The following is a 13276-nucleotide window of genomic DNA, read 5'->3' on the forward strand; positions in this document are numbered from 1 at the left end:
TTGGATCAGGCCGGAGCCCGGCCTGATCCAAACGAAAGGCCCCAGGGCGTCCGGATCTTCCGGCAGTGCCCTTGGCTCACCGTCGGCTCCTTGTCCGCGTTCTCCACCGGAACGCCGGCGGTGGCGCCTGCCCCGGGGCGGCCCGCTCGGGCTGCCGTCCGACCTCGCCGATCAGCCGGGAGCGTGGGGGCGCATGAGTTCATGGAGGCTCGATGGCCGTACGACACCGATTGATCCACCGCACTCCGCAGCAGGTGTGGGCCGTCCTGGCAGACGGTGACCGCTACGGGGAATGGGTGGTCGGACCGTCCCGATCGAGGGAGCACGACGGCACCTGGCCCGAGGAGGGCGCCTCCCTCACGTACACCGTGCAGCTCGGACCGTGGCAGGGCGAGGGGCGGACAGTGGTGCGGTACAGCGAACCGCCGAAACGACTCGAGCTCGAGGCTTTGAGCGGCCCGCTCGGCACGGCGAGGATCGCGATCGAGATCAGGCCGTGGGGCGAGGACACGTTGGTGATCCTCGACGAGCATCCGCTGCAAGGGGCCGGCGGCACGCTGCACAACGCGGCGGCGGACGCGCTGCAACAGCTGCGGCATCGCACCATGCTCAAGCGCCTCGCCGAGACGGTCGAGCGGTCTGTTCCCGCAGTTGGGCGATGACCCCGGCTGCCGGTACCCGCCATGGCCGAGCAGGCCGCCGCCCGCGGCAGGCCCCACCCGCAGGTGTGGCCGTCGGCCGCCGCCACCTTGGCGGAATCGCCCTGCCCCGCCCTGCCCCGATCGTCTGCCCCTGCCGACTCCTCTGCCATCCTGGCGCAGTGCAGAAGCCGGCCTCCGTCACGCCTGACGCCCCCACCGCCATACACACCCCGCTCCTCACCCAGCAGTGGCTCGACCTCTGCTTCATCCACTGGGCCGTCGAGCCGGGCGCCGTGGCGGACCTCTTGCCCAGCGGGATCGTCCCCGACACGCACGACGGGGTCACCTACATAGGCCTGGTCGCCTTCCGTATGCATCGCGTCGGATGGCTTCGGCTGCCCGGCGTCCCGTACCTCGGGTCGTTTCCGGAAACCAACGTGCGCCTGTACTCCGTCGACGCGCACGGCCGGCGCGGTGTGGTCTTCCGGTCGATGGACGCGTCACGGCTGATACCCGTGGTGATGGGGCGCGTCGGCTTCCGCCTGCCGTACCTGTGGTCCCGGATGAGCGTCCGGTCCGACGGCGACACCGTCACCTACACCAGTTCCCGCCGCCGGCCCGGCCCGCGCGGTGCGTACAGCCGCATCACCGTGCGGCCCGGTGAACGCATCGAGGAGCCCACGGACCTGGAACATTTCCTCACCGCCCGCTGGGGCATGCACAACGCCTTCTTCGGCGGGGCGGCCTATCTGCCCAACCACCATCCGCGGTGGCCCCTGTACCGCGCCGAACTGATCACGTGCGAGGAGAACCTGATCGCGGCGGCCGGACTCCCCGTGCCGAGCGGTGACCCGGTCAGCGTCCTGTACTCCCCCGGCGTCCCGGTCCGCCTCGGCCGCCCGGCCCGGCCGGCGGGCATCCCTACGCCATGAGGTCCGGGGCTTCCTCGCCGCGGCCCGCCGGGCGGCAGAGGCGATCCCGGGCGGCCTCGTACGCGCCCCGCGTCACCCCGTACGCCGCTCACGCCCCTGCCCGCACCGGTCGCCTGAGCAGGTAGACGGCCGCGATCGAGACCAGGGCGGCCATGCACGCGATGAATACCAGCCCCGCGCCCTCCAGGCCGATCGGACCCACCAGTACCCCAACTCCGACCACCGGCACGGAGATACCCGCGTAGGCCACGACGAACAGCGTCGAGATCACGGCCGCGCGGCGGTCGGCAGGTGACGCCTCCGCCACCGCGGACAGCGCTCCGCGGAACGCCAGTCCCTGCCCGAACCCGCCGACGAGCGCGCTCAGCACCACCAGCGACAGCAGGTCCCACCACAGCGCGCCCGCGAGCAACACCAGCCCGGCGAAGAGCGCTGCGGAGCCCAGCGGCAGCGATCGCGGCACCCCGGCCCGGCCGACCGCCAACTGCCCGGCGGTCGAGGCGAAGAAGGCCAGCGCGACGACCGACCCGCTCACGGCGTGATTGTCCACGTTCAGGGACTCGGACAGGAACGCAGGGCTGACCGACGTGAACACTCCGAACAGAGCGAAACCCACGAAGGAGGCGATCGCCGCAGGCCCGAACACCGCCCGCACCTGGGTGGGCACGCCGGGCCGTTGCGGCCGGACCGTGCTCAGCGGCTGCTGCTCCCCCACTGTCTCCGGGAGCCCCAGCAGGACGGCGGCCGCGCCGACGACCAGTGAGAGGTGCACGACGAACGGCAGGTACAGCGGCCAGGGAGCGTACTGCGCGAGCACTCCGGCGAGCAGCGGACCGCAGCCCAACCCGCCCATGTTGGCGGCCGTCGCCACGAACGTGGCCCGGGAAGCGCCGCCGTGCGGTGCCAACTCGATCACGTACACCGTGGCGGCCCCGGTGAACAGGCCGGCGGACAAGCCCGACAGCAGCCTGCCCGCATACAACCAGCCCAGCCCTGTGGCACACAGGAAGCAGACGGCGCTGGCAGCCGCGAATCCCAAGCCCGCCAGCAACACCGGCCGCCTCCCCACGGCATCCGAGGCGTTGCCCGCCAGCAGCAGCACGCCGATGACGCCGAACGCGTACACGGCGTACACGACGGTCACCGTCAACTCGGAGAACCCGAACTTCTCCTGGTAGAGGCTGTAGAGAGGGGTCGGCAGCGTGGTGCCGGCCATGCACACCAAGAACACCGACCCGGCGAGCAAACACCGGCGCCACCCTCGACGATCACCGTCCATGCCGCCGACGGTATCCCCGAGCACCGCGCCGGGCCCCACGCGGCGTGCCCGACGCGCCCGGCGGTCGCCCGCGGCCGCCGGCAGGCGGCATCAGGCCGGGAATGCGGTGGACTCGCTCACGTGGGACCAGGAATCGAGCTCCTGCGACTGGGTGCCGAGCTTGTCACGGATGGCCGCAACAGCTTCCTCGCCAAGGGCGAGACGCAGTGGGGGTTCGTCGGCTTCGACAGCACGAAGAACTGCCGCAGCGACTCGCGCCGGGTCGTTGGGCTGCTTCCCGGCAATGCCCTCGAACCACTCGAGAGCGGCTCCGACGCTGTCGGAGTAGTCCCTGATCATGGGTGCCCGGACCGTCGCGTGACTGCCGAAGCCGCTGCGCACGGGACCCGGCTCGATGATCGTCACGCGGAGACCGAGATGGGCGACCTCCTTCGTCAGCCCCTCGCACATGCCCTCCACAGCGAACTTCGTTGCCGCGTATGCACTCTCCCCGGCCAGCGCGGGGGCTGCGCCTTCGAGGGAGGACATCTGCACAATGTGCCCCGAACGCTGGGAGCGCAGTTGTGGCAACGCGGCACGGATCATGTGGAGCGATCCGAACACATTGGTTTCGAACTGTGCCCGCAGTTCGTCGTCCGAGAGTTCCTCCAGGGCACCGAACAATCCGTAACCGGCGTTGTTGACCACCACGTCGATGCGGCCGAACGCCGCAACCGCCTCGGAGACCGCGTTTCGCGCGTGTGCGGGGTCGGTGACGTCCTGTCGCACCGTGACGACACGGCCGGGAAGCGCTCGGCAAGGCCGGTGACCCGTTCGGGGCTGCGTGCGGTTGCGACCACGCGCCCGGCACCCTCCAGTACCGCTTCCGCCAGGCTCCTTCCCAGACCCGCCGAGGCTCCGGTGATCAACCAGACCCGGCTCGTTCCGGTCGAAGTGCTCATGTGCCCATGATCTGTGCCGCGTCGTGTGCGGCGCGACCCGAGCCCTGCGCAGTGAAGGCCGGCCCGTCCTCCGCGTTCCGTGCGAACGGCCACGTCAAGCGCCGGGAGGAATCATTTGACCTCAATCTTGGTTGAGGTCCTAGCGTGCTGGGTGTGCCCCGGGCCACGCCGGCCGAGGGGCCCGCGTCGGCCAACAAAGATTCCGGAGTCGCCCCCGTGGACATGGAAGTCACCGCGTGGACATCGCTGCACAACGCGATGAACGCCCAGCAGGACCGGAGGCCGTTCTCCCGGGCCACCCTGCGCCGTATCGCCTCCTTCGCCCAGCCGCACCGCGGGGAGCTGTGCCGCTTCCTCCTGCTCAGTGTGGTCACGGCGCTGCTCGCCGTGGCCACACCCGTGCTCGCCGGTCGCGTCGTCGACGCGATCGTCAAGGGCCAGGAGACAGGGACGGTCACCCGGCTCGCGCTGCTGATCGCTGTCATCGCCGTCGCCGAGGCCGGATTGGGTCTGCTCACCCGTTGGCTGTCGGCCACCCTCGGCGAGGGGCTGATCCTCGATCTCCGTACGGCGGTCTTCGACCACGTCCAGCGGATGCCGATCGCCTTCTTCACCCGCACCCGCACCGGCGCACTCGTCAGTCGGCTCAACAACGATGTCATCGGGGCCCAACGGGCCTTCAGCAACACCCTGTCCGGCGTCGTCTCCAACACCGTCACCCTGCTGATGACGCTTGCCGTGATGCTGACCATCTCCTGGCAGATCACCCTGCTCGCTCTCGTACTGCTGCCGGTCTTCGTCATCCCCGCCCGCCGGATGGGGTCCCGCATGGCCAAGCTGCAGCGTGAGGCCGCCGATCACAACGCCGCCATGGGCACCCAGATGACCGAACGGTTCTCCGCGCCCGGCGCGACTCTCGTCAAGCTCTTCGGACGCCCGGCCGACGAGTCCGCCGAGTTCGCCGTTCGTGCACGCCGGGTGCGCGACATCGGCATCCGTACGGCCATGGCCCAGTCCGTTTTCATCACCGCCCTCACCCTGGTCTCGGCCCTGGCGCTGGCGCTCGTGTACGGACTGGGCGGCTACTACGCATTGCGAGGCAGCCTGGACCCGGGAGCCGTCGTCGCCCTCGCCCTGCTCCTCACGCGTCTCTACGCCCCGCTGACCTCGCTGGCCGGCGCCCGTGTCGAGGTCATGAGCGCCCTGGTCAGTTTCGAGCGGGTCTTCGAGATCCTCGACCTGGAACCACTGATCGCCGAGAAGCACGACGCCCGCCGGGTGCCGGACGGGCCGGTGTCCGTGGAGTTCGACGAGGTCCGCTTCGGCTACCCCTCCGCCGACAAGGTCTCCCTCGCCTCACTCGAAGATGTCGCCACCCTCGACTCCCGTGGTGGCGCCGAGGTGCTGCACGACATCTCGTTCCGCGCCGAACCCGGGCGGATGGTCGCACTGGTCGGCTCGTCCGGCGCGGGCAAGTCCACGATCGCCCAACTCATGCCGCGGCTGTACGACGCCGACGCCGGTTCCGTACGGCTGAACGGCATCGACGTACGCGACCTGACCTCGGACTCGATCCGCGAGACGATCGGCATGGTCACCCAGGACGGCCATCTCTTCCACGAATCGGTGCGCGCCAACCTGCTCCTTGCCCGGCCCGGGGCAACCGAGGAGGAGATCTGGGACGCTCTGCGCCGGGCCCGACTGACCGGACTGGTGGCCTCGCTGCCCGACGGCCTGGACACCGTGGTCGGCGAGCGCGGCTATCGGCTCTCCGGTGGCGAACGCCAGCGGCTGACCATCGCCCGGCTGCTGTTGGCCCGCCAGCGGGTCGTCATCCTCGACGAGGCAACCGCCCACCTCGACTCCACCTCCGAGGCCGCCGTACAGGAAGCCCTGGGGGAGGCGCTCGAGGGCCGCACGGCCGTGGTCATCGCGCATCGGCTCTCCACCGTGCGGGCAGCCGACCTGATCCTGGTTGTCGAGGGAGGCCGGGTCGTCCAACGCGGAACCCACAGCGAGCTCATGGCTGCAGGCGGGCGGTACGAGGAGCTGTACCGCACCCAGTTCGAACGCCCAGGGGCGGATGAGGCGCGCACGTCCACCGACGTCCACTGACCTGCTCCGCCTCTCACCGAGGGTGGCAGGTCTCGCCTTCCGTCGGTCTGCCGTCATCCGCCACACGACATCGATGCCGACCTCAGCAGGGGCCCCCGTTGCCCGACCGGTGGGGAGGCACACCGACCGGGCCGGTGGGCGGGCCGTCGAGCAGTGGTCAGCCGGTGCGTACCGCGGTGATGGTGAAACGCTCGACGTCGGCGACGTGCCCGCCGGTGGATGCGACGACCGTGAGCACCGGGTCCCTGGCTCCGGAGAAGGACACCGACACCTTCCATGGCTGGTCGTTGCCGCCGGCCGCAGTGCAGCACGCGGAGGTGCCCAACGGCGCAGCGGACGACGGCTGGTGAACCGTCACGCGGATGCTCTCATCCACCCCGGTGATCCGCCCGCCGGTCACCACCGGGGAGCGCACCAGCGACCCGTACGCGGGGGTGGTGAGCGAGAACGTCGTGTCGTCGGTGCCGACGACCTCCCACGGGGCGTCCTTTCCGGTGCCGTAGCGCACGAGGTGAATCACCGCTGCGGTGCCGCTCTCGGGTCCGGTCGGTGCGACACCGATGCGGGCCTGCCGACCACGGACCGAGCGGGAGGACACCCGGTCGATCTCCTTGAAGCCCAGGTAGCCACGGGTGAAGGACAGCGCGGTCTGCTCGGGGTCGAGATGCCAGGGCTGGTGGCCGCTGGAGCGGTAGGCACGCTCCCACGCCTCGGCTTGGGCGAGCGTGGCGAACGGCCACACCGGCTGGAGGCTCAAGGAACCGAGCGGTGGTGTGCCGTGGGGAGCGGGCGTGGTCGGTGCTTGCGTGCCCGCCGGGGTGGTCGTCGGCGGCGCGGAGGGGCGGGGCGTTGCGGACTGCGCGGAGGTCCCCGTTGCGGCGGACGGCGATCCCGATGCGCCCGGGGACCCGTCGGAGCCGCTGCAGGCGGTGAGCATCAGGCCTGCCACAGCCGTTGCGGCCAGAAGTCGGAACGGGAGCCGGATGTTCATGAGTGCCCCAGGCGTGTGGACTGGACCGCCGATACGGCCTGTTCGGCCAGTGTGCCACCAGTCCGGCCCCTGTCACAGAGGGCCGTGTCGTCCTGCCGGCCGCAGCCGACGCCGACGGGCCGACCGGCGTGACACGGGCGACTTGAACGTGTTCAATAGGGCAGCGGCCGCCACGGTGGACGGCGCGCTCCCCGGCGCCTTTGGGCACAGGGCCTCACCCATAGACCGACAGGGAGACCGCATGCCGCTCGGACGCAGGCACGCCCGGTCCACTGCCTTTGCCGCAGCGGCCGGCTACGTCGCCCTGGTGACCGTCGCCTCCCTCGCGGCCGGCGCGACGGGCGAACAGGACGGCTGGGCCGCACCGCTGTATCTGGCGACCTTCCCAGGGTCCACCCTGGTCACCGTCCTCGTGTACGCGCTGGCATCTGCCATGGGCGCCGAGACGTCGACGGCCGAACACCCACCCGGCACGTTCGACCTGCTGATCCCGCTCGCCGGCGGAGCGCTGGTGAACGTTCTCCTGCTCTGGGGTGCCGTCGCCTTCGCCCGGCACTTCGCGCGCGAGGCCCGCGCCGCCCGCGACCTCCGCCGTACGGCCCGCCGCGGCGACTGAGCGCAACAGCTCGCCCTTACGGGCCCGGCGCCTGGAGGGAGGCACGTGCGCCCTCCCGGCGCCCTGGGCCGGCAGCCACGAATCGCCGCGGCAGCAGTCGCAGGGGCCGGCCGTGCACGCTCAGCCGGCCCGATGCGCCACGGGCTGTTGTGCCATGCGCCGGGCGACGAGCGACGCACGGATCTCACCCGCCCGTACGGCCGTGTTCGACAGCAGCGTCGAGGTGATGCCGTGGGTGTGCTCGGTGCCGCCCTGGAGATAGATGTCCGACGTGACGTTCGTCAGCGTGGCGACCCGATGGTCTCGCCCCACCACCAGGGCGTCCTCCTCGTCACGCAGGCAGAGTTTGGTGATCTCGCCGAGTCGTTCGCCGATGCCCCGCGGCTGATAGCCCGTCGCATGGACCAACAGGTCGGCGGTGAGCACGTCGCGCTCTCCGGTCGGCAGGTACTCCACCGTGATGTCGAGTCGGTCGCCGCTCGTGTCGACCTCCCGGATCCGGGACACGTTCAGCATCCGCAGCCGCTCGCGGCCCTGGACCTTCTCCTGGTACATCGTCCTGGACAGGGCCTCGATCAGGTCCATGTCCACGACGGAGTAGTTGGTGCCGCGGTGGTAGTCGAAGAGGGACTGCTTCACATCCCGCGGCGCCTGGTAGTAGATGTCGACCGCCTCGGGGTCGAAGATCCGGTTGGCGAACGGGCTGTCGTCGGCCGGTGTGTAGCCGTACTTGGCGAAGACCGAGCAGATCTCGGCGTCCGGGAAGCTGCGGTGCAGGTAGTCGACGGCTTCCGCGGCGCTCTGTCCGGCGCCGAGCACGACGGCGCGGCGTACCGGTGTTCCGTCGCCTACGAGTTGGGCCACACGGGGCATCAACTCGCTGTTGTGCCAGATGCGGTCGGACAGAACGGTGTCCGGCGGGAGGTGGGGTTCCATGCCCGTGGCGATGCACAGGCTGCGTGCGCGGCGGACGATCAGGCGTTCCGGGTCGGCCGGATCACGGCCGGCGACGTCGAACCAGCGGACCTCGCCGCCCTCGGTCACCGGCTTCACCGAGACGACTTCGGCGGAGTACTCCACCAGGCCGGAGACGCGGGCGGCGGCCCACTCGAAGTAGTCGTGGAACTCGATGCGGAGCGGGAAGAGCGTCTTCTGGTTGAGGAAGTCGACCAGACGTCCCCGCTCGCGCAGATAGCACAGGAAGCTGAAGTCGCTGGTCGGATCGCGCATCGTGACAAGGTCCTTGAGGAACGACACCTGCATCGTGGCGTCGTCGATGAGCATCCCGCGGTGCCAGCCGAACCGCGGCTGCTTCTCGAGGAAGCCCGCCTTGATGCGGTCGTCTTCGGCGACTTGTGCGTTGTACTCCTGGACGGCTATTGCGAGAGCAAGATTCGACGGCCCGAACCCAATGCCCAGAACGTCGTAGATGGTGCCCGGCCCACTCTGCAGTGTGTTCACCGCGTCATCGCCTCCCTAAGCACGCATATGTTAGATAAGGTTAGCCTTACCTTGCAATGTCTGAGGAGGAATCACATGCGGGTCGTCATGTTCGGCTACCAGACCTGGGGCCACCGCACGCTGCAGGCCCTGCTGGACTCCGAGCACGAAGTGGTCCTCGTCGTCACCCACCCCAAGAGTGACCATGCCTACGAGAAGATCTGGGACGACTCCGTGGCCGACCTGGCGGAGAAGCACGGCGTGCCCGTGCTGCTGCGCAACCGGCCCGGGGACGACGAACTGCTCAGCGCCCTCAGGGACGTCGAGCCCGACATCATCGTGGCGAACAACTGGCGCACCTGGCTTCCCCCGGAGATCTTCGACCTGCCTCCGCACGGCACCCTCAACGTGCACGACTCGCTGCTGCCCACCTACGCGGGCTTCTCGCCGCTGATCTGGGCCCTGATCAACGGCGAGCCCGAGGTCGGCGTGACCGCCCACCGCATGGACAGCGAACTCGACATGGGCGACATCGTGCTCCAGCGCTCCGTGGCGGTCGGCCCCACCGACACCGCAACGGACCTCTTCCGCAAGACCGTTGACCTCATCGGCCCGATCGTCCACGACGCGCTCGCGCAGATCGCCTCCGGCACGGCGGTGTGGACCGAGCAGGACCGTTCGAAGGCCAGCTTCTTCCACAAGCGTTCCGTGCGGGACAGCAGGATCGACTGGTCCTGGCCCGCCGAGGACCTGGAGAGGTTCGTCCGCGCCCAGTCCGACCCCTACCCCAATGCCTTCAGCCACCATCGCGGGCAGCGGATACGCATCGTCTCGGCATCCGTGTCGGAGGGACGTTACGGAGGCACCCCCGGGCGGATCTTCATCCGCGAGGGGGACGGAGTCGTCATCGTCGCCGGTGCGGACGCGCGCTTCGGACGCAACCGGGGCCTGCTGCTCAGGCGGGTGAGGACCGAGGACGGTACCGAGTTGGCCGCAACCGACTACTTCCGCACGATGGGCGGCTATCTGACGGACCGTCCGTGATCGGCTCACGACGACGGATCGTCCGTGACCGGCTCGCGATGACGGACCGTCCGTGAACGGCTCACGATTGTCCGTGAACGGCTCACGATGACGGTCCGTCCGTGACTCACCGGCCCGGCGGGGCGGGCCCGTTGCCCGCCGTGTCGGCCCGCCCCGGTGTCAGCCGGCCGACCCGGTGACGGCGACCGCGTCCGCACCGGCGTCCGACGCCGCATGCAGGACCGTGTCCGCGACCTCGTGGTGACGCCCGATCGGAATGATCATCGGCGTGCCGCTGACCGGGTCCGTGGCGACCTGGCAGCGCAGCCCGAAGACCTCCTCCACTGCGGCGGCGGTGATGACGTCCCCCGGCACCCCCTCGGCGACGATCCTGCCTTCCTTCATCGCGATGACGTGATCGGCGTACCGGCAGGCCTGGTTGAGGTCGTGCAGGACCATGACGACGGTGCGCCCCTGGTGCCTGTTGAGGTCGGTGACCAGGTCCAGCACATCGATCTGGTGGGCGAGGTCGAGATAGGTCGTCGGCTCGTCGAGCAGCATCATCGGTGTCCCCTGCGCCACGGCCATCGCGATCCAGGCGCGCTGACGCTGCCCGCCGGAGAGTTCGTCGACGGGGCGGTCGGCGAGCGGAGCCATCGAGGTGGCGCGCAACGCGTCGTGAACGGCCTGTTCGTCGGACCTGGACCACTGCCGCCACCAGGTCTGGTGCGGCGAGCGGCCCCGCCCCACCAGGTCGATGACGGTCAGTCCTTCCGGCGCGACCGGCGACTGCGGCAGGATGCCCAGCCGCTGGGCCAGTTCACGGGTCGGCACGGACTGGACGGAACGGCCGTCCAGGAGCACCTGGCCGGCCCTCGGCGCCAGCAGGCGCGCCAGCGCCCGCAACAGCGTCGACTTGCCGCACGCGTTCGCCCCCACGATCGCCGTCACACGGCCGGGAGGTATCGCCACGTCGAGGCCGTCGACGACGACGCGGCTCTCGTACGCCAGCCGCAGGCCTTCGGCCCGCAGATCGGGGCCCGCGGGGTCCACAGACTTCGATGACACGTGTTCAGCCTCCTGAGCCGGCGCGATTGGCACGGACGAGCAGCCACAGCAGTACGGGAGCCCCCAGGACCCCCGTGACGATCCCGACCGGAAGCTCCGTACCGGAGATCAGCTTCCGGGCGATCAGGTCGGACGCGAGGACGGCGAGCGCGCCGGTGAGCCCCGAGGCCACCGGCGGCGGCCAGGCCGTGCCGGCCAGCCGCTGGGCGATCTGGGGCGCAGCGAGCGCCACGAACGCGACCGGGCCGGCGACGGCCGTGCCGAAGGCCACGAGCCCAACTCCCGTCAGCAGGACGGCGAGGCGGACGGGCTGCACCCTCGTCCCCAGCCCGCGCGCGACGTCGTCGCCGAGTTGGAGCGTGCGCATCAGCCGGCCGAGCAGCAGGGCCGCGGGCACGAGAACGGCCATGGCCACCGCCAACGATGCGACCTGGTCCCAGCCCCTGCCGTTGAGGTTGCCGACGAGCCAGCCGAGTGCGGCCTGCGCCTGGAACCGCTCGCCCCGGGCCATCAGATAGTCGGTGGCGCTGGTGCAGATCCAGGCGATGCCGATGCCGACGAGGACGATGCGGTAGCCGGTGGTGCCGCGCTTCCAGGCGAGGGCGTAGACCAGCAGTGCGGCGGCCAGGGCCCCGAACAGACCGAGGGCCTGGGTGCTCAGGCCGCCGTCCCAGCCCAGCACGATGCCGGCGACGACCGCGGCGCCCGCTCCCTGAGTGATGCCGATCATGTCGGGGCTGGCCAGCGGATTGAGCGTCATGGTCTGGAACAGCGCGCCGGAGATGCCGAATGCGATTCCTACGAGGAGCCCGGCCACGGCCCGCGGCAGGCGCAGTTCCTGGACGATGAGCAGGGTGCCGGCATCGCCGGTGCCCACCACGGCGCGCATGACGTCGATGAGCGAGAAGGGGATGTCCCCGACGGTCATCCCGAGACAGAACAGCAGGAACGTGGCGGCCGCGAGGAGTGTGCTCACCCACACCAGGCGTGGCCGCAGCACCCCGGAGACGGGCGGGACGGACAACCGGAAGGTGACGCGGCCGGGGGTACGGGACAGGAGATCGGTCATGCTCACAGCTCCGCGAGTCGTCGGCGGCGGACCATCGCGATGAAGAACGGGCCGCCGATGAAGGCGACGAGGATGCCGGCCTGGATCTCGGTCGGCCGGGCGAGAAGGCGACCGGCGATGTCGGCGGCCAGCAGCAGGCAGGGGGCGAGTACGGCCGACAGGGGCAGCAACCAGCGGTGGTCGGGGCCGACTCCGGCGTACTGGGCGAGCACCCGGGCGATGTGCGGGACGACGAGGCCGACGAAAACCACCGGGCCGATGACGGCGACGGCGCCGCCGGTGAGCAGCGTGACGGCGAGTACGCCCTGGATCCGGGTCAGGCCCAGCCGCAGGCCGAGCGATGCGGCGACGTCGTCGCCGAGGGCGAGGCTGTTCAGCGCCGGGGCGCAGGCCAGCGCGAGTACGGCTCCGACGGCGAGGAACGGCAGGACGCGCACGAGGACTTCGTCGCCCTGGTTGGCCAGCGATCCGGCGGACCAGAAGCGGTAGCGGTTCAGCGCGTCCGGGTCGGTGAGGGCGATGGCGCTGGTCAGGGAGAACAGCAGGGAGGTGACGGCGACTCCGGCGAGGGCGAGTTTGACGGGGGTGGTGCCCGACCGTCCGAGTCCGCCGAGCAGGTACACCAGGACGCTGGCGGCCAGTGCCCCGGCGAACGCGAACCAGATGTAGCCGTAGACGGAGCCCAGTCCGAGGACGCCGACGGAGAACACGATGGCGAACGCGGCGCCGGCGCTGACGCCGAGCACTCCGGGGTCGGCGAGCGGATTGCGGGTCAGTGCCTGCATCAGCGCGCCCGACAGGCCGAGAGCGGCTCCGGCCGCGAGACCGAGGGCCGTTCTCGGAACGCGCACGGACCAGATGACATTCTCGATCCTGGTGCTGGGCGCGTGCCCGGCGAGGGTGTCCCACACCTGGTCGAGCGGAACGCTGAGCGCTCCGAAGGCCATCGACAGCACACACAGGGTGAGAAGGGCCGCGGAGGGCAGCGCAACGAGCAGCGCTGCGCGCGGTCTTCCGGCGCCGATCACCGAGCTCCCCCCCACGTCAACTTCCTTAGGTTAGGCACGCCTTAAATGTAGGGCAGTGCCGTCGCCGGGCCCACCGCCGCATGAAAGCCTGTTGGATTAGGTAATCCTTACCTTAGTATGACGCCGACCGACC

At 70.3% G+C, this 13276-nt stretch carries 12 protein-coding genes; 5 read left to right on the forward strand and 7 right to left on the reverse strand.

Annotated elements, in window-relative coordinates; translation table 11 throughout:
* Positions 1–212: 212 nt before the first annotated feature.
* Together AC067Z_RS29600 and AC067Z_RS29605 are read left to right on the forward strand one after the other, a co-directional pair.
* On the forward strand, positions 213–662 hold the full coding sequence (locus tag AC067Z_RS29600; RefSeq protein ID WP_478792699.1) for an SRPBCC family protein: 450 nt from the start codon (positions 213–215) through the stop codon (positions 660–662).
* A 158-nt stretch (positions 663–820) separates the two neighbouring features.
* Positions 821–1573, forward strand: a complete 753-nt coding sequence (locus tag AC067Z_RS29605) for a YqjF family protein (RefSeq protein WP_478792700.1) — start codon at positions 821–823, stop codon at positions 1571–1573.
* Between the two features lie 88 nt (positions 1574–1661).
* Here the strand turns inward: AC067Z_RS29605 and AC067Z_RS29610 are convergent, their stop codons facing one another.
* Together AC067Z_RS29610 and AC067Z_RS29615 are read right to left on the reverse strand one after the other, a co-directional pair.
* Positions 1662–2852 (reverse strand): MFS transporter, encoded by a 1191-nt coding sequence (locus AC067Z_RS29610; RefSeq protein WP_478792701.1) that lies wholly within the window; start codon positions 2850–2852, stop codon positions 1662–1664.
* A 90-nt stretch (positions 2853–2942) separates the two neighbouring features.
* On the reverse strand, positions 2943–3845 hold the full coding sequence (locus tag AC067Z_RS29615; protein WP_478792752.1) for an SDR family NAD(P)-dependent oxidoreductase: 903 nt from the start codon (positions 3843–3845) through the stop codon (positions 2943–2945).
* A gap of 164 nt (positions 3846–4009) precedes the next feature.
* Between AC067Z_RS29615 and AC067Z_RS29620 the strand changes: the two genes are divergently transcribed.
* Positions 4010–5908 (forward strand): ABC transporter ATP-binding protein, encoded by a 1899-nt coding sequence (locus AC067Z_RS29620; protein ID WP_478792702.1) that lies wholly within the window; start codon positions 4010–4012, stop codon positions 5906–5908.
* Positions 5909–6065: 157 nt separating this feature from the next.
* On the opposite strand, the gene AC067Z_RS29625 is transcribed toward AC067Z_RS29620, so the two are convergent.
* Positions 6066–6665, reverse strand: coding sequence for a hypothetical protein (locus tag AC067Z_RS29625; RefSeq protein WP_478792703.1), 600 nt, complete (start codon positions 6663–6665; stop codon positions 6066–6068).
* A gap of 475 nt (positions 6666–7140) precedes the next feature.
* On the opposite strand from AC067Z_RS29625, the gene AC067Z_RS29630 reads away from it, so the two are divergent.
* Entirely contained in the window at positions 7141–7515 is a 375-nt protein-coding gene (locus AC067Z_RS29630; protein ID WP_478792704.1) for a hypothetical protein, read from the forward strand.
* 120 nt (positions 7516–7635) lie between these two features.
* On the opposite strand, the gene AC067Z_RS29635 is transcribed toward AC067Z_RS29630, so the two are convergent.
* Positions 7636–8976, reverse strand: a complete 1341-nt coding sequence (locus AC067Z_RS29635) for a lysine N(6)-hydroxylase/L-ornithine N(5)-oxygenase family protein (protein ID WP_478792705.1) — start codon at positions 8974–8976, stop codon at positions 7636–7638.
* A gap of 75 nt (positions 8977–9051) precedes the next feature.
* Between AC067Z_RS29635 and AC067Z_RS29640 the strand changes: the two genes are divergently transcribed.
* A complete protein-coding gene (locus AC067Z_RS29640) occupies positions 9052–9999 on the forward strand; it encodes a methionyl-tRNA formyltransferase (RefSeq protein ID WP_478792706.1) in 948 nt (315 codons plus the stop codon).
* Positions 10000–10158: 159 nt separating this feature from the next.
* Here the strand turns inward: AC067Z_RS29640 and AC067Z_RS29645 are convergent, their stop codons facing one another.
* The 3 genes from AC067Z_RS29645 to AC067Z_RS29655 are packed head-to-tail and all read right to left on the reverse strand — an operon-like array spanning position 10159 to position 13158.
* A complete protein-coding gene (locus AC067Z_RS29645; RefSeq protein ID WP_478792753.1) occupies positions 10159–11031 on the reverse strand; it encodes an ABC transporter ATP-binding protein in 873 nt (290 codons plus the stop codon).
* Between the two features lie 19 nt (positions 11032–11050).
* Positions 11051–12115: a FecCD family ABC transporter permease gene (locus tag AC067Z_RS29650; RefSeq protein WP_478792707.1), complete on the reverse strand. Its 1065-nt coding sequence runs from the start codon at positions 12113–12115 to the stop codon at positions 11051–11053.
* 2 nt (positions 12116–12117) lie between these two features.
* Positions 12118–13158: a FecCD family ABC transporter permease gene (locus tag AC067Z_RS29655; protein WP_478792708.1), complete on the reverse strand. Its 1041-nt coding sequence runs from the start codon at positions 13156–13158 to the stop codon at positions 12118–12120.
* Positions 13159–13276: the final 118 nt, after the last annotated feature.

The organism is Streptomyces sp. NPDC043812 (genome assembly GCF_056436245.1).